Origin of the sequence: Candidatus Cryosericum septentrionale (genome assembly GCF_003570995.1) — a bacterium.
In the GTDB taxonomy this organism is placed as follows: domain Bacteria; phylum Caldisericota; class Caldisericia; order Cryosericales; family Cryosericaceae; genus Cryosericum; species Cryosericum septentrionale.
Genome location: NZ_QXIY01000011.1, coordinates 1 through 16,815 on the forward strand (window position 1 = coordinate 1; position 16,815 = coordinate 16,815).

Here is a 16,815-nt window from a genome sequence, read left to right on the forward strand (position 1 = left end):
ATCAAAGGATACATCGAAGCGAAGGGTGACCTCATCGCCGTGACGAAGGATGGCAAGGAGTACGCTCGCACGAACGGCATCGAGAAGGAAGAGTCCATGATGTGCCCGACCTGCAGCGCGACGGGCGTCAAGCCGCGTGGCTGGCTCAAGGATATTATGCCGGAGTATGAGGCACTGGCGAAGGGACGTCCGGAGGTCACCGCTGAGTTCGACCAGGGCGTCGTCCCCCTTGCGAAGAACCTTGACCGCATCGCCTACATCTACGAGCGCGGCGACCTTGAGAACAAGAACATCTTCATCCTTGGCGACGACGATATCCTCAGCGTCGGTCTTGCCCTGACCGGCAAGTGCAGGCGTATCACCGTCGTGGAGATCGACAAGCGCGTCAACAAGTTCATCCGCAAGGTCATCAAGGAGAAGGGTTGGACCAACGTCGAGGTCTATGACTATGATGCCCGCGATCCCGTCCCCGAGGAACTGAGGGGCAAGTTCGACATCTTCATCACCGACCCGGTCGAGACGGTTGAAGGCATGAAGCTCTTCTACTCGCGCTGCTGTGAGGCTCTCAGAGGCAAGAACTGCTCAGGCTACTTCGGCATCTCGCACTTCGAGTCCGGCCTGGCCAAGTGGATGCGTGTCGAGAAGGACCTCCTCCGCATGAACCTCGTCATTACGGACATCCTCCGTGACTTCAACAATTACCTTCTGACCGGTGAGCGCATCGTCGAGAAGGGCTTCCGTATCGTTACCGAGTCCCCCTTTGCCCTCAAGGCGCCCGACTTTGCCTGGTATCGCTCGACCTTCTTTCGTGTCGAGGCTGTCAAGAAGCCGCGTCCTCTGATCACCGAGCGCGTGGAATGGGCGCGCGAGCTCTACTTCGACGAGGACACGTTCGTAGCTCTGCCCTGACGGCAGACTGAACAGGCGTGACTCGCAAGAAGGGCGAGGTCACCGAGATCACCGCTGGAGGCATCGTCTTCAACGGTGACAAGGTGCTCGTTCTCAGAAACCTGAAGGGAGTATGGGTCTTCCCGAAGGGGCATGTCGAGCTCGGAGAAAGTCACGAGCAGGCGGCCCTCCGGGAAGTACTCGAGGAGTCTGGACTGCATGCCCTCATCGTAGGAAAGGCGGGCATGTCGTCGTTTCATTTCTACTCCTATATGGACAGGGCAGTACATCGGAAGATCGTGTACTGGTTTGAGATGGAGACGACGGATACACAGATCACCGTCAACCGGGAGCTTAGGACGGGCATGTTTTTCCAGACAGTGGAAGCCGTGCGCATGCTCAGCTTCCTGAATGATGTCACGAACCTGAAGACTATTCTCGAACGGCGCGCAAACGATGTATGCAACAGTAGCGAGTGTTAGTGTCGTCGGCCTGACGGCCCACCCCGTGCAGGTCGAGGTCGACATCGCCGACGGCCTGCCCGTTTTCACCATCGTGGGACTCCCGGACGCAACTGTCCAGGAGGCTCGCGAACGCGTCAAGAGTGCCGTCCGGAATGCCGGCTTCCGCTTTCCTGCTCACCGCATCACGGTGAACCTCGCGCCGGCCGATCTTCGCAAGGAAGGCGCGTTTTTCGATCTCCCCGTGGCCATCGGCATCCTCAAGGCGTCCGGCCAGCTCGAGGCCCCGCTCGACGGCTATGTGTTCATCGGTGAGCTCTCGCTGGAAGGAACGTTGCGGCCCGTCCATGGGGTCCTGCCTGCAGTCGCTGGTCTTGCTGCGGCCGATGGGACGCATACCTATGTCGTGCCGCACCAGAACGTGGGTGAACTTGCCCTCCTCGAGGGAACGCGCCTGCTGCCCTCTGTCGGCCTCAGCGAAGTGGTGCAGGCAATAGTCGAGGGGCCGGTGATCCAAGTTGTTCCAGCCTATGAACCGCCCTCGGGAGCGGTCGATTCACCGCTGGACTTTGCAGACGTCAAGGGCCAGGCTACGGCCAAGAGGGCCATGGAGATTGCCGCGGCCGGAGGGCACAACATCCTGCTCACCGGTTCGCCCGGGTCGGGCAAGACGATGCTTGCGGAACGGCTGCCGGGGATCATGCCGCCGATGATGCGCGAGGAGGTTCTGGAGGTCACGACCGTCTACAGTGCCGCCGGCCTGCTGATGGATGGACAGTCCATGGTGGAACAGCGCCCGTTCCGCCACCCTCATCACACGGCATCGAACATCGCCGTCATCGGCGGAGGAGCCATGGCGCGCCCAGGTGAGATCTCGCTCGCTGACCGGGGAGTCCTGTTCATGGACGAGCTGCCCGAGTTCCACAGGGACGTCCTGGAGGTCCTGCGTCAGCCCCTCGAGAGCGGCACCGTCACCATCTCGCGTGTGCGTCAGACCCTGACTTATCCTGCTCATTTTCTGCTCGTCGCAGCGATGAACCCGTGTCCGTGCGGCTGGTACGGTGATACGACGCATCCCTGTATCTGTTCAGCCTCTGATGTCAGGCGGTATCGCAGCCGGATCAGCGGGCCACTTCTGGACCGCTTCGACATGGTCCTCTCCATTCCGCGTCTGCAGGCGTCGGAGCTGGGCGAGTTGCAGGCAGGCGAGACGTCGGCAGCAATCCGTGAGCGTGTCACCCTTGCCCGGGAGCGTGCGCGGGGAGTCCTCGAGGAACGCGGCCTTCGTGCCAACGCCGACCTTTCCGGTCCACAGGTGCGCAAGCTCGTCACACTGGACCGCGATGCGCAGGCGTTTCTTACCATGGCTGTCACACGGTTCAGCCTCAGCGGACGGGGTTATGACAAGGTCCTGAAGGTCGCCCGCACGATTGCCGACCTGGACGGAGCTCAGCGGGTCCGCGCGGAACACATCAGCGAGGCGCTGCAGTACAGGTCCGCGGGAGCCACCTGGGACGCCTGATCCCGGGAACCCGACAGCATCAATGCTCGTCTCAGAGGTGCAGGCCCTGCCGGAAGGTCTCGAGCAGGGCCTGGTTGCTGAACGGCCATCCTCCGCTATACTCGCAGGAAGGGGCCGGTCGGGCTGAAGAGGTGGGGATGAACTGCAGGAAGTTGCGGTGGTTTGTGGTTGCAGTACTCGTATGCTGCTGCGCCGAAGTGGTTCTGCTGCCTGTACCTTCTGCTCACGCGGTCGACACGACGTCATGGTTCCGCCTGCTGACCGTCGACACCAGCCTCTCCATCTTGCTGAACAGCACGAAGCTGGCAGCCAGCGCGATGCGCATCGGCGACACCGTTCTGGTCCCGCTGAGCGTGCTGTATCAGGCGTGGGGTGCCGTTTGGGCGGTGTCACCTGCTGGTTCCGCTCTCACGATTGGGTCCCGGCATGCGTTTTGGAAGGGGATGTCGGCCACATACCGTCTCGACCTCCTTGATGTTCCCTGGGGTATTGCTCCAGTCAGGTCGGGCGGCCAGTTGTACGTTCCATTGCGGGAGCTGATGGAACCAATGGGAGCCTTTGTGGGGAAGCGGGCCTCGACGGGTCAAATGATTGTCGCCTACTCGACGAAGTGGCAGAAGGAACCATGGCTGCGCCAGAGCCAGCTGGCGCAGCTCGAGACGGTCGATCTCATCAACACCAGGCTGAAACGTGTCGCGACGACCCGCAAGGTCGTGGCATTCACCTTTGACGACAACTGGGACACTGTGGCGGCAGTCCGCATCGCCGAGCTGTTCCGCACGTACAATGGTCACTGTACCTTCTTCGTCGTCGGCACGAACGTCCGCATGCATCCCGACGCCGTGCGCACGATGGTGCGGCTCGGAGATGATATCGGCAACCATACCCTGAGTCATCCCGCTGCCACGACTACCACAGAAGCCAACTTTGTCAAGCAGATCCAGGCATGTGAACAGGTTCTGAACGGTATGGGGCTGACGAGCCGGCCCTACTTCCGGTTTCCCTATTTCGTCGAAGACAGCTATCTGCTGGATGTCGTAGCCGACCAGGGATACCTGACGGTTGGTTCGGCCTGGACCATTGAGGATGCGGGACCCAGGCGGTCGGCAGCACACAGCATTGCGATGGTCCGGCAGTTCATCAGCCCGGGCGTCATCTTTGCGGGCCACGCCAACAGCATGATGACGTACGATGCCATGAAAGTGATCCTCCCTGAGCTGGCGCGTCATGGCTACAGCTTCGTCTCCATTAGTGAGCTTCTCCGCGGGCGCTGACGGTCAGCAGCAGGTGGAGTGAAGCAAGATAGTTCTTTTGAGTATCCGAATGCCAGTCGCTTATGCCAATTCGTCCAGCAACGCGTCGTACGGCGCCATGTCGGTTGTCCAGTTCTGCCACAGTGCACGCTTGTCATGCAGCGCAGGGTGCAGGTCACCGTAGCTCGGTCGCTCGTGCACGTACAGGACGCCGATCGGGATATGGTCGCCCCATTCCAGGGCTTTGGAGAAGGCCGCCTGGCGGTCCGTCGGGTCGTAGTCGTCAGGAAGCTTCTGAACACGTTGCTTGTACCAGCCAAACGTGTTGACCTTGTTGAAGGTCACGCACTGCTGCAGCACGTCGACGAGGGCGAACCCGTGGTGCCGTATGGCGGCGCGCATGGTGGTGGCCATATGTTCCGGGTCTCCCACGAACGTCCGTGCAACAAAGGAGCAATCCAATGCCACCGCAGTTGCCAGCGGACTGAAGGGCTCCAGCATGACGCCCAGCGTCTGGGCGACGGTTGTCGTGCTCATTGAGGTTGTCGGCGACGCCTGCCCCTTGGTGAGACCGTAGATCTGATTGTCATGGACGATCAGCGTAATGTCGACGTTGCGCCTCATCGCAGCCAGCAGGTGGTTGCCTCCTTCGCCGTAGTTGCATCCGTCGCCCGAGTGGACGACGACGGTCAGGTCGCCGTTCGCGATCTTCGCCGCCTGAGCCACGGGCAAGGCGCGCCCATGCAGGCCGTTGAGGACGTTGACGCCCTTGAGATAATGGGGCAGTTTGGCTGCCTGGCCGATGCCGGAGACGTACAGAAAGTGGTTTCGTGGGATTTCGCTGGTCTCGAGGAGGTGGTTCACGGCGTCCAGCAGAGCGAAGTTGCCGCAACCTGGGCACCAGGCGATGTCCATACCGTTCTTCCACATGTCAGATCACCTCCAGGTCATGCAGCTTGCCCTCGATGTATGCAGCGCTCAGGGGCCGCCCGTCGTATCGCAGGACCGTGTGCTCGATGCGCTTTCCTGTTTCACGCGCAATCAGCTGCGCGAACTGGGCGGTTGCATTGCCCTCGACGGCGACGACCAGCCGGGCGCGTTTTATCTCGGCGAGGAGCCGCTCGGTCCTCAGGGGCCAGACCTCGTTGAAGTGGATGAGTCGGAGGTCTACCGGGTGGTCCAGGACGAGCTCTTCTAGCGCTCCAAAGCTCGAGCCCCACCCGACCAGCAGGGTCGGACCGTTGCCCAGCACAAGTGGTTCTTCCATGTCGCTCAGCAGGTCGCGCTGTCTGCGCATACGTTTGTCCACCATGCGCTCCCGGTTGTCCAGGTCTTCGGTCAGATGTCCAGCCTCATCGTGTTCGTCGCTGTCGACGATCACCGGCCAGTCGGTTTGCAGTGGCACGAGACGCGGCGACACGCCGGATGGCGTCAATGCGTACCGCTGGTACGGCTCCTGGTATGACCCCGGTTCTGCAAGGTGCCGGTCGAGATGGACCTCGCCGAGGTCCCAGCGTGGCACGGTCACAAGCGTGTCGGCAAGTTGCTGGTCAGACAGGATGATGGCGGGGATCTGGTACTTCGACGACAGTTCATACGCCTTCAGTGTCAGTGTGAAGGCGTCTTCTGCCGTGCGCGGCGCGCTGAGGTAGCGTACGAAATCACCATGTCCGGCGTGCAGCACGAACCAGAGGTCACCCTGTTCGGTGCGTGTCGGAAGTCCCGTGGCGGGCGCAGGGCGTTGTGCGTCGACGATGACCATGGGTGTCTCCGTCATGCCGGCCAGAGACAGTGCTTCGACCATCAGGGCGAACCCGCCGCCGGACGTCGAGACCATTTGCCGCACGCCTGCATAGCTGGCGCCTACGGCCATGTTCGCCGCCGCGATCTCGTCCTCAGCCTGCTCGACGACGATGCCGTACTGCTCTGCATGTGCCGCAAGATAATTCATGATGCCCGAGCCGGGCGACATCGGATAGCCGGAGTAAAACTTGACGCCTGCGACGATGGCTGCCGCGCCGATCGACTGGCTCGCGTTGGCCAGGAGGTGGTGGCTCAGCTTCCGTGCCGGCAGTGACCACGCTTCCATGACCCATTGGGCGTACCCGTCCTCGAGGACCGGCAGGTTCTTCTCCAGGATCTTTGCGGGTAGTTCCTTCCGCGTCACCGCAGTCGCAGCCGCGAGGGGAATGCCCAGCATCCGGCACACGGCTCCGAACAGGAAGACGTTGGCGGCGCGGGCGTCGCCCGCCAGGGTGGTTGCGCGTTCAACTGCGGGGACTCGTGTTGTTGCAGGCAGATCGATGCCGGATTTTGTGTCGCATAGTGTCCGCGTCGACGGTCCGATTTCGGACTCGTGACCATTTCCGGCACGATGATAGGGCAGGACGGACGACGCCAGCGGGACGAACAGGTCGATGAGTGGCTGGACAGCGTGGTGCGGTACGTCGGAAGCCCGTATCGTCGTGGCGTCCAACCCGCCGCGGATGCGGCTGTGATAGCTTTCGTCCTGCACGACGTAGTAGCCGCGGTCGAACAGGACACGTGCGACGAGCGACCCCAGAGTCTTGACCCCTTGTCCTGCCTCACCGCTGATGGTGATGTTGATGTCCATGACGACTCCTTTGGGGCGGCCTAGTGACCTGTTGCTTCCCGGGCCTTGCGCACCCAGTCGTGATCAGCGGCGATGGCCCGGGCGACGCCCACCAGATCGGCCGTTCCACTCTGGATGATCTCCTGTGCGGTCTGTGGCTGTGTGATGCCGCCGGTACAGACGACGTGACAGCGGACGGCTGCCGAGACGGCCTCGGCAAACGGCCGGTAATATGCTTCTCCCGTGAGCCCGGCGGGGCGACTTCCGCAGATGCCCGCCGACAGGTCGAGAATGGCGACGCCCGCGTCGTCAAGTGCGCGTGCGGCTTCGACACCTTCCGCAATGGTGAGACCCCCTTCGTAGAGTTGAAGGATGGGTGGGTTGTCTGCGACGCCAAGCCTGACCATGAGTGGCAGGTCCCCATGCACAGCCGCCCCGACTTCTTCGACGATCTCGAGCAGCAGGCGCCTCCGCGCTGCCGGTGTCCCGCCGTATGCGTCGGTACGGTGGTTGGTCAGAGGGCTGAGAAACTGTCCCAGCAGGTAACCGTGCGCGCAGTGGACCTCGACGAAATCGTAGCCGGCCCTCTGGACGCGCGCAGCCGCTGCTCCAAAGGCGCGAATAGTTGCGACGATATCGCTGTTCGACATCTCCTCCGGGATCAGGTGCGAAACAGGGTTCTCGACGGCGCTTGGGCCGAGACATCTGCCGGGCATCTCCGCCCGCCGGTTCGACCCGGCATGGCTTATCTGGGCAGCGCACAGGGCGCCAGCGGCGTGGATCGCTGCCGCGATGGCGGCATGTCCAGACATGTAGGCGTCCGACGCCAGCGACATCTGACGGGGTGAAGCGCGCCCTTCCGGCGTGACACAGGAGTGTTCCACGACGACCAGCGCCACGCCGGTGGCGGCTAGCGACCCGTAATGATCGGCCGTCGCGGGGCTCGGATGCCCCTCCGCGTCCGCCTGCTCGGTTGCCATGGGTGGCAGGACAATACGGTTTGCAAGGCGGACTCCCGCCACGTCCAGTTCAGAGAAGAGATGCTTCATGGTCATCCTCCTGTATGGGATCCAGAGACTTGTATCATGCTGTCATTCTAGAGTCTGTGTGAACCTTTACAAGGACGGGACTCATGCTGGACGGTGGCCGCAGGGACACATTGAGGCTATACTGAACTGTACTGAGCTACCGGTATCGTGAATTGAAAGGAGCAAAACCATGGATGAACGACGTGGGCAGGCGTATCACCGCAGATTCTCGCCACTCTATACGGACTACTACGAGTATTCCATGACGCAGGGTTACTACCTGTCCGGCAAGGGGCGGGACGAGGCCGTGTTCGACATCTTCTATCGGCAGAATCCCTACGGAGGAGGATACGCCATCGCGGCGGGTCTGCGCGACGCCGTCGAGTATGTGCTCAACATGCGCTTCACGTCGGAGGAACTTGGCTACCTGAGTTCGCTCGGGTACAGGGAGGACTTCCTCCAGGTTCTCGAGAAGATGCGGTTCACCGGCGACATTACGGCCGTGCCCGAAGGCGAGGTCATCTTCCCGGGGGAACCCATTATCAGCGTCAAGGGTCCACTCATCGAGACCCAGCTCCTGGAGGGCCTCATCCTTAGCATGGTGAACTTCCAGACGCTCATCGCCACCAAGGCACGCCGTATGGTGTGCGCGGGCGAGGGCAGGAGCATCGTCGACTTCGGTCTCAGACGCGCGCAGGGAGACGGTGGCATGGGCGCCAGTCGGGCGTGCTTCGTGGGCGGTGTCGCTTCGACATCCAACGTCCTTCTGGCGTTCGAAGAAAGCGTGTCCGTGGGTGGGACCATGGCCCACAGCTGGATCCAGAGCTTTGACTCGGAGCTGGAGGCGTTTCGCGCCTATGCACAGATGCATCCCGACGACTCCGTCCTGCTCCTTGACACCTATGACACCCTGGGGCAGGGACTGCCCAACGCCGTCGTCGTCGGCAGGGAGTTGGAGGAGCAGGGTCACCACCTCCAGGGCGTGCGTCTGGACTCCGGCGATCTCGCGTATCTCAGCAAGAAGGTGCGGGCTGTGCTCGACGAGCATGGACTGGGCCACGTCAAGATCTCGGTCAGCAACCAGCTCGACGAGTACGTCATCGAATCGCTCGTGGACCAGGGCGCCCCCATCGACATGTTCGGTGTCGGGACACGCCTGGTGACCGGCTATAGCGACGGCGCGCTGGACGGCGTCTACAAGATGGTCCAGCTCAAGGGGAGGCCGATTATCAAGATCTCCGAGAACCCGGCCAAGATCAATATCCCGGGCGAGAAGGAACTGTACCGGTACTATGACTCCGGAGACGGTCTCTGGCTGCTCGACGGCCTGTGTCTGGCACGAGGCGACGACGAACCGACCGTCCTGATGCACCCGGACTTCGACTACAAGAAGACCGAAGTGGCGGGGCTGAAGCGTGAGAATATCCGCAAGGAGATCGTCAAGAACGGCGAACTCGTGTACGCGTTCCCCACCCTTCTCGAGACCGGGGTATGGAGTGCCCAACGGTTCTCTCTGCTGTATGGCGAGCACAAGCGTTTTGCCAACCCGCACGCCTACCACATCGGCGTGAGCCGTGAGCTGTTCGACCTGCGGCGGAGTCTGATCGATGCTCGGTCGTCATGAGCCAGGAATCCTTCGGCCCAGAGTCGGCCCTTCTCGTCGTCGACGTTCAGAATGACTTCTGCCCTGGCGGCGCTCTGGCCGTGGCCGGAGGGGACGCCATCATCCCGGTCATCAACGCATGGATGCCGCGGTTTGCCACCGTCGTGGCCTCGCGCGACTGGCACCCCGCGAACAGCGTCCACTTCAGCAACTGGCCTCCTCATTGTATCGCTGGCACGTACGGCGCGCAGTTCAGAGCCGGACTCGACACTGGGCGGTTCCTGCTGGTCCTGGACAAGGGGACCAACAACGTCGACGACGGCTACAGTGCGTTCGAGGCGACCAGCGAGAACCTCGAGAGCTGGCTTCGTGGCCGGGGCATCGAGATGCTGTATGTCTGCGGTCTCGCGACCGACTACTGCGTTCTGCAGACGGTGCTTGACGCACTTCGACTCGGGTTCGGCGTTACTGTCCTCCGTGACGGTATTGCTGCTGTGGAGGTCAACCCTGGCGACGGACAGCATGCTCAGAGCGTGATGGAGGCGGCAGGCGCCCGCTTCGTTCCATCGGGACAGAATTGACTGTTGTGGCACGATGGCAGCGGGGGGACGTGTTCCCCGGTTGTTGTACCAGAAGGAACAAGGAGTGCATGACGTGCGTCCAACCAGTGCGCGCATGCGCCACATTGCTGCGTGGTTGTGCATCGTGTGTGCCGACTGTGCCGAACTGGTCAATCTCTCTGGAATGAGGTGCATGAAACCTTGAGAACAATGCGCTTGTCGAACCGCTCGATTGTTCTTATCCTTGTCGTTGCAATGGTACTGTCCTTGTCCGTCGGTCCCGGTACGGCTCTGGGTGCGCCCCTTGGGGCGAACCCGCCCGTCACCTATATCCGCGCCTGTCTCAAGGCTGCAGCTCTTCGTTACAACGTGCCTTCGGTCATCCTGATGGCCATCGCCTACCAGGAATCGGGATGGCGTCAGTTCGATGCAAACGGCAACACGGTCATCGGGTCGGAGACGACCTCGCTGGACATCGGTATCATGCAGATCAACAGTTCGGGGCGCAGCGACGTTGACCGTCTCATGACCGACATCGACTACAACATCGATACTGGGGCGAAGATCCTGGACAGCAAGTGGAAGCTGGCGCCCGGCATCGGCGACCGTGACCGGAACATCCTGGAGAACTGGTACTATGCCATCTGGGCCTACAGTGGTCTGTCGTCCACCAACAATCCCAACACGATCGGCGGCCGGCACTATCAGGACCATATTCTTGCCCTGATGGCCCGGCAGGTCCTCGGCAGCGACGGGCAGCCCCTGTGGCCGCCGGTCGCAGTCACACTGCCCGACCCTTCCTTCATCCCCAGCCCGCTTGCATGGATCCCGACACCACAGCCTGTGCATTATGGTGACCTCTATGGAGGATTCAATCCCGGGGAAAGCGTCGGGGTGCTGGAGAGTCCGGCCGACCCAGGCGCACCTGCTGCGGCGGGAGAACTGGGCCAGGTCCGTATCACGTGGTCGCCGTCGACGGCAGGCAGTTACCCTGTCGTGCGCTATGACATCTACCGCAGTCAGGGCGCGCCGGACATCCAGACGGCCGAACTCGTGGGCGAGACGAAACCCGAGGCGACGCAATTCGTCGACACCGGTCCGCTCCAGCGGACCGCCTACTACTACTGGGTCTTGTGTGAGGACATCCGAGGAAACGTCAGCAACCCGGCGGGGCCGGCCAGGGCGCAGCCCATCATCATGACGGACGCTACCACCAAGGTGACCCTTGTGTTCACCCTCGACAAGCCCGCAGTCGTCATGAACGGCGTAACCTTTCCTATGGACACGGCGCCCATGCTCGAGAACCAGCGGACCATCGTTCCTGTCTGGTATATCGCCAGGCCGCTGGGGGCAGGGGTCGTCTGGAACTCCAAGGAGCAGAAAGTCACGCTCATGATCGGCAGCAAGAGGGTCGAATTGTGGATTGGCAAGCCGACCGCACAGGTCGATGGTGTTGAGGTGCCCATCGATGTGGCCCCTCGCATCAGCGGCGGCAGGACCATGCTTCCCCTCCGCTTCATCAGCGAGACCTTCGGCGCGGCGATCCTGTATGACGCAAAACTGCGCACCGTCACCGTTACCCTCAGCAAGGCAACCTAGGAGACTCCCTTGGTCAAGTTCAAGGAACACTTCAACGGCATTTCGCACCTGTTCGGAGGCCTTGCCGCCATCGTCGTCACGGTCCTGCTCGTCAGGGCGGCCGTCATCCGTGGAGGCGGCAGGGCGGGCGTCCCCTTCCTCGTCTACGGCCTCAGCATGGTCCTCCTGTACTTTGCCAGCGCCTCGTACCATCTGCTCGATGTCAGCCCGAGGACCCATGTCATGCTGCGCAGGCTCGACCACGTCAGCATCTCCATCCTCATCGCAGGCTCCTACACACCCGTCTGTCTCATCGCGCTGCGGGGCACCGTGGGCACGTCGCTCTGCTGGGCCGTGTGGGGACTGGCCGGGGTTGTCATCCTGACCGACGTCTTCTGGCTCGACGCTCCGCGGGGCCTCAAGGCCGGTTGTTACGTCGCGCTCGGCTGGTTCGCCGTGTGGGCGATGATTCCGCTTCAGCATGCCATCGGGTGGGACGGCATCGCCTGGATGCTGGCCGGAGGCCTTGCCTACAGCGTCGGGGCCCTGCTGTACGCGATCAAGAAGCCAAATCCCTGGCCCGGTGTCGTGGGCTTCCACGAGATCTGGCACCTGTTCGTTCTGGCTGGCAGTGCAGGCTTCGTCGTGCTGGTCTGGCGCTACGTGCTGCCCCTGGTGAAGGTCCTCTGACATGAGCCTGCACTTCGAAGTACTGACGCCGCACCTCTGGACGGCGAAGTGCCGCGGATATGCCATGAACACGGGCATCCTGCACGACGCGGGTCATGCCGCGCTCATTGACCCGGCACTCCTTCCCGACGAGGTGGAGGACATCGCCGCTTTCTGCGAGGTGCAGCAGCTGAAGGTCGAAACGGTCGTGCTCACCCATCACCATTGGGACCACCTCCTGGGAGCCGCACGGTTCCCCGGTGCGCATGTCGTGACCCACCAGGCATACGTCGCTCAGACCGCCCTTGACCTGGAGCGGACGCGGCGTTCGATACGGCGCTACTACGAGGCGGAAGGCGTTGCGGCTGACGTCTCGTTCGACCCGCCCATGCCCGATCAGACCGTCGACCACATCATCGGGCTCATGATCGGGGGCATCCGTGTCCAGCTGGTTCATACGCCCGGGCATGCGCGCGATCACCTCTCGGTGTACGACCCCGACGCCGCGTGTCTGTGGGCCGGAGACCTCCTGAGCGACCTCGAGATCCCTTTCGTGAGTGACCGGCTCGATGCGTTCGAACGGACGCTCGGCATGTTTGCCGCGATGGAGATCCACCTCCTGGTTCCCGGTCATGGGAGTCTCACGCGCGACCGCGCCGAAATCACGGGCCGCATTGATGCAGACCGCTCGTACCTGTCCGAGCTGCGTACACGGATCGAAGCAGTCGTCCTCGCGGGCGGCACCGTCCAGGCGGCTGTGGCGGCGTGCGCCGACATGGCGTTCCGCAACCCTGGCGAGAATGCCGAATCGCATGTCATGAATGTCGAACAGGCCTTCCTTGAATGCGGCGGCTCCGCCCCAGCAAACCCCCTTCTCGGCTGGGCCCGCGAATTGTGAATTCCTTTGGTGTCAGGCACAATGACATTCACAATTGATAAATTACTGCATTAAGGAGGCACGTGAGATGGGTAGAGCACTGCGCATCGAATACGAGGGAGCCGTGTATCACGTGACCAACCGAGGCAACGGCCAGGAGATGATCTACCGGGAAGAAGCCGATTGGAAAGCCTTCCTGGGCATCATGAGCGACGTCGCCTCGAAGTTTGGCTGGCGGATCTACACATATTGCCTGATGGGCAACCACTACCATCTGCTGCTGGAGACCCCTCAGCCCAACCTGTCCCAGGGGATGAAGGAACTGGACCAGCAGTACACCAGGCGGTACAACTGGAGATACGGGCATTCGGGCCACGTGTTCCAGGGTCGCTACTGGTCGGGACTCATGCTCAATGACAATTACCTGATCGACGCGGCGGGCTACCTGCTGCTCAACCCTCTACGGGCCCAGCTGGTGCATTCTCCGGAGGAGTGGCGCTGGTCGAGTTGCGCGGCCATGGCCGGGCTTGTCCCGTCGCCTTCATGGCTCGATATGGACTGGCTACCGGTCGATTTCCGTGGTATGCCGGGGGACCCGAATGGTCCATTCCTGTCATATGTCCGGGAGTGTATTGGCAAGCCGCGTCCGGCGAACCTGGAGAAGCAGCGCCACCTCACCCGGCGAAATGTGAAGACCATGGTGCCTGGCACCAAAGGGATTCAGAATTGAGCATCTTCAAGCTGAAGGCACCGTTTGAACCGTCAGGGGACCAGCCGCAGGCCATGGCCAAGCTGATCGCCGGGATTCAGGAGGGCGACCGCTTCCAGACGCTGGTCGGCGTCACCGGTTCAGGCAAAACGTTTACGATGGCGAACGTTATCAAGGAGTTCGACCGCCCTGTGCTGGTCCTCAGCCACAACAAGACGCTGGCGGCACAGCTGTACAGCGAGTTCAAGGCCTTCTTCCCTGAGAACGCGGTCGAGTATTTCGTCAGCTACTACGACTACTATCAGCCCGAGGCGTATGTCCCCACCATCGACCTGTACATCGCGAAGGACGCCGACATCAACGAGGACATCGCCCGCCTGCGGCACTCGACCATCCGCTCTCTCATCGAGCGCAAGGACGTGATCGTCGTCAGTTCGATCAGCTGTATCTACGGCTGGGACTCGCCGGAGGAATACCGAGAGGGACTGCTGACGGTGACACAGGGCGCCGCCATGAAGCGCGACGACATTGCCCGGTCGCTCATTGGGCTCCGCTACGAGCGCGTCGAGGACGTGGGCAAGGGTGGCACGTTCCGCGTGCGTGGGTCGACGGTGGAGGTGATGCCCAAGGAGACGGAGACCGGCATCCGCATCCGGCTCTCGCTGGACGGGATGGTCGAGAAGATCCAGGAGTTCGACCTGGGCTCGCGCCAGGTTATCAAGGAGTACAAGGAGTTCATCTTTTTCCCCGCTGCGCAGTTCGTGACCAGCCCGGAGCGCATCGAGAAGTACATTGCGCTCATCCAGAAGGACATGGAAGACCGCATCGCGGTCTTCACGTCGTTGAACAAGTTCGTGGAGGCCCAGCGCATCGAGGAGCGCACCAAGAACGACATCGAGATGCTCCGCGAGGCCGGCTACTGCACCGGCATCGAGAACTACAGCCGCTACTTCAGCGGCCGTGCTCCCGGTTCCGAGCCGTACACGCTTCTGAGCTTCCTACCCAAGGACTTCTTGCTGTTCGTGGACGAGTCGCACATCAGCGTTCCGCAGATCCGCGGGATGTTCAACGGCGACCACCAGCGCAAGCAGACGCTCATCGACTACGGCTTCCGCCTGCCGTCGGCGCTCGACAACCGTCCGCTTATGTTCGACGAGTTCATGCGGTACGTCCAGCAGGCCATATTTGTCAGTGCGACGCCGTCGGAGTACGAGTACCAGGTCTCGGCGCAGGTCGCACAGCAGCTTCTGCGTCCCACGGGCCTCGTCGATCCGCTCATCGAAGTGCGTCCCAGCAAGGACCAGGTCCCCAACCTGGTCGGCGAGATACGACAGCGTGTCGAGAAGCAGGAGCGCGTGCTCGTTACGACGCTCACGAAGAAGAGTTCGGAGCTGCTGGCGGACTACCTCCAGCAGGAAGGCATCAAGGCGCAGTATCTGCACAGCGACCTGGACGCGCTCGCCCGCGTTCACATCCTGCGGCAGCTGCGCTCGGGCGACATCGACGTCCTGGTCGGCATCAACCTGCTGCGCGAAGGTCTGGACCTGCCGGAAGTCTCCCTGGTCGCCATTCTGGACGCGGACAAGGAAGGGTTTCTGCGCAGCGAGACGTCCCTCCTGCAGACCATGGGCAGGGCCGCCCGCAACGTGTCCGGTACCATCATCATGTACGCCGACGAGATCACCGGCTCGATGAGCCGCGCCATGGCGGAGTCGCGCCGGCGCCGGGAGTATCAACTGAACTACAACGAGGAGCATGGCATCACGCCCCAGACCATCCACAAGGCCATTTCGGAGCTCATCGACCTGCCGTGGCGCAAGCCGGACGAGGTCGAGAAGCTGGGCAAGGAGATGCTGGCGAAGATGTCGCCCACCGAGGTGCAAGCTCTGGTCATCCAGCTCAACGAAGAGATGCTGTCGCACGCCGAGTCGCTGGATTTCGAGGAAGCCGCCAAGCTGCGCGACAAGATCGCCCAGCTGCGTGCACTGCTCACCGGCGAGAAGCCTCCCAAGCTGCAGGCGCCGGGGCTCATGCCCCATATGGGCAGGCACAGGGGCCGCTGACTGCTTTGCTCGTGGCATGGACGTCTCGCGGGGGCGCGGAATGTCCTTCTTGTGCGCTTGACAGCGACATGACGGGTGGTAGCATGAGGCGACTGCAGGAACAAACCAGCACAACGCAGTGAGACGGAGGTTGCAGCGCGTATGAGTGAGTGCACACCTGACTAGGAGAAGATGGCATCATGAGAACCTGCGCGAGATGCGGAATAGTGTTGCTCGTCGCCTTCGTCCTCATCGTGGACTGTACAGGCGGCGTGCGTGTAGAGGCGGCTGAGAACGCTCTTCCCTCGGATGCTCGCATCCAGAGATTGCTGGACCTGCACCTTGTCCTGGGTACCCCTGATGGTGAACTTCATCTCGACCGTCAGGTGACCGACGGTGAGTTCGTGGTCCTTCTGGAGCGCGTTCTGCAGCAGCCACAGCTGACGTTGCAGCGCCTTGGGACTCCCTCTGCAGGCGACGAGGCGGCCGCCTGGATACGCGCATACGCGTGGACGAGAGGTGCGTGGGATCGTGTGCTGCACGTGCGCAAGGAGATCCGGAACGTCTGGTTTGGGCTACGCTACAGGCGGGCAGAGGGCTCTCCGTGGGGCATCGGGCGCGATAACTGGCTGTTCACCTCCTTGCGGGACGCCTACCTCGACGACGGGCTCATCGACCTTTCGTTCCAGCCCATGAAGCTGATGAGTGGAAGTGAGGGCATCAACATGCTCCTGACGGCGGCCGGTTTCGGTGGCGAGGTCGCTGCCATGAAGATCCAGATGAAGGATCGTGTCGGTGACGTGGCCCTGCGTGTCGTCTGCAGGCAGCATGGGTTCGACAATGTCATGGAATACGCCGGCAAACCGCTGACGCGTGAAGATGCCGGCTTGCTGGTCTGGCGACTCCTGGCCGAACGGACCAACTCAGACTGAAGAAGGCAGGTGGCAGCGTCTGAACCTGCAGGCCGTTGCTCTCTCCGCTCTCCATAAGCAGGGTTTCTCCTGTTCCTGGTGCGGGTTCCCTGTGGCATCC

General features: G+C 62.1%; 15 protein-coding genes. 12 read left to right on the top strand and 3 right to left on the bottom strand.

What is annotated here, in order from left to right; translation table 11 throughout:
- The 4 genes from SMC1_RS02845 to SMC1_RS02860 all read left to right on the top strand — a co-directional run.
- On the top strand, nucleotides 1-909 hold a 909-nt coding region (locus SMC1_RS02845), incomplete at its 5' end, for a bis-aminopropyl spermidine synthase family protein (RefSeq protein WP_119085301.1).
- A 17-nt stretch (nucleotides 910-926) separates the two neighbouring features.
- Nucleotides 927-1,370, top strand: coding sequence for an NUDIX domain-containing protein (locus tag SMC1_RS02850; protein WP_119085302.1), 444 nt, complete (start codon nucleotides 927-929; stop codon nucleotides 1,368-1,370).
- Entirely contained in the window at nucleotides 1,345-2,871 is a 1,527-nt protein-coding gene (locus SMC1_RS02855; RefSeq protein ID WP_119085303.1) for a YifB family Mg chelatase-like AAA ATPase, read from the top strand. Before SMC1_RS02850 ends, SMC1_RS02855 begins: the two co-directional genes overlap by 26 nt.
- Nucleotides 2,872-3,008: 137 nt before the next feature.
- Nucleotides 3,009-4,145: a polysaccharide deacetylase family protein gene (locus SMC1_RS02860; RefSeq protein ID WP_119085304.1), complete on the top strand. Its 1,137-nt coding sequence runs from the start codon at nucleotides 3,009-3,011 to the stop codon at nucleotides 4,143-4,145.
- 60 nt (nucleotides 4,146-4,205) lie between these two features.
- Here the strand turns inward: SMC1_RS02860 and SMC1_RS02865 are convergent, their stop codons facing one another.
- The 3 genes from SMC1_RS02865 to SMC1_RS02875 are packed head-to-tail and all read right to left on the bottom strand — an operon-like array spanning nucleotide 4,206 to nucleotide 7,766.
- Entirely contained in the window at nucleotides 4,206-5,054 is an 849-nt protein-coding gene (locus SMC1_RS02865; RefSeq protein ID WP_119085305.1) for a thiamine pyrophosphate-dependent enzyme, read from the bottom strand.
- Nucleotide 5,055: 1 nt separating this feature from the next.
- The gene (locus SMC1_RS02870; protein WP_119085306.1) at nucleotides 5,056-6,738 is read right to left on the bottom strand and encodes a 2-oxoacid:acceptor oxidoreductase subunit alpha; all 1,683 of its coding nucleotides are present in this window, start codon (nucleotides 6,736-6,738) and stop codon (nucleotides 5,056-5,058) included.
- 20 nt (nucleotides 6,739-6,758) lie between these two features.
- Nucleotides 6,759-7,766 (bottom strand): NADH:flavin oxidoreductase, encoded by a 1,008-nt coding sequence (locus SMC1_RS02875; RefSeq protein ID WP_165849168.1) that lies wholly within the window; start codon nucleotides 7,764-7,766, stop codon nucleotides 6,759-6,761.
- A gap of 169 nt (nucleotides 7,767-7,935) precedes the next feature.
- Here SMC1_RS02875 and SMC1_RS02880 point away from each other — a divergent pair, with 169 nt between their 5' ends.
- From SMC1_RS02880 to SMC1_RS02915, 8 genes are all read left to right on the top strand, one after another.
- Nucleotides 7,936-9,369 carry a nicotinate phosphoribosyltransferase gene (locus tag SMC1_RS02880; protein WP_119085308.1) on the top strand — a complete coding sequence of 478 codons (1,434 nt, stop codon included), beginning with the start codon at nucleotides 7,936-7,938 and terminating at the stop codon, nucleotides 9,367-9,369.
- On the top strand, nucleotides 9,366-9,929 hold the full coding sequence (locus SMC1_RS02885; protein WP_119085309.1) for a nicotinamidase: 564 nt from the start codon (nucleotides 9,366-9,368) through the stop codon (nucleotides 9,927-9,929). The genes SMC1_RS02880 and SMC1_RS02885 overlap by 4 nt, the downstream gene beginning before the upstream one ends.
- 189 nt (nucleotides 9,930-10,118) lie before the next feature.
- On the top strand, nucleotides 10,119-11,507 hold the full coding sequence (locus tag SMC1_RS02890) for a stalk domain-containing protein (protein ID WP_119085310.1): 1,389 nt from the start codon (nucleotides 10,119-10,121) through the stop codon (nucleotides 11,505-11,507).
- A gap of 9 nt (nucleotides 11,508-11,516) precedes the next feature.
- Entirely contained in the window at nucleotides 11,517-12,176 is a 660-nt protein-coding gene (trhA, locus tag SMC1_RS02895; protein WP_119085311.1) for a PAQR family membrane homeostasis protein TrhA, read from the top strand.
- 1 nt (nucleotide 12,177) lies between these two features.
- Nucleotides 12,178-13,053, top strand: a complete 876-nt coding sequence (locus SMC1_RS02900) for an MBL fold metallo-hydrolase (protein ID WP_119085312.1) — start codon at nucleotides 12,178-12,180, stop codon at nucleotides 13,051-13,053.
- A 67-nt stretch (nucleotides 13,054-13,120) separates the two neighbouring features.
- On the top strand, nucleotides 13,121-13,762 hold the full coding sequence (locus SMC1_RS10975) for a transposase (RefSeq protein WP_119085313.1): 642 nt from the start codon (nucleotides 13,121-13,123) through the stop codon (nucleotides 13,760-13,762).
- A complete protein-coding gene (gene uvrB, locus SMC1_RS02910; RefSeq protein WP_243626464.1) occupies nucleotides 13,759-15,804 on the top strand; it encodes an excinuclease ABC subunit UvrB in 2,046 nt (681 codons plus the stop codon). The genes SMC1_RS10975 and uvrB overlap by 4 nt, the downstream gene beginning before the upstream one ends.
- A gap of 179 nt (nucleotides 15,805-15,983) precedes the next feature.
- Nucleotides 15,984-16,715, top strand: coding sequence for a hypothetical protein (locus tag SMC1_RS02915; protein WP_119085315.1), 732 nt, complete (start codon nucleotides 15,984-15,986; stop codon nucleotides 16,713-16,715).
- The last annotated feature ends 100 nt before the right edge of the window (nucleotides 16,716-16,815 follow it).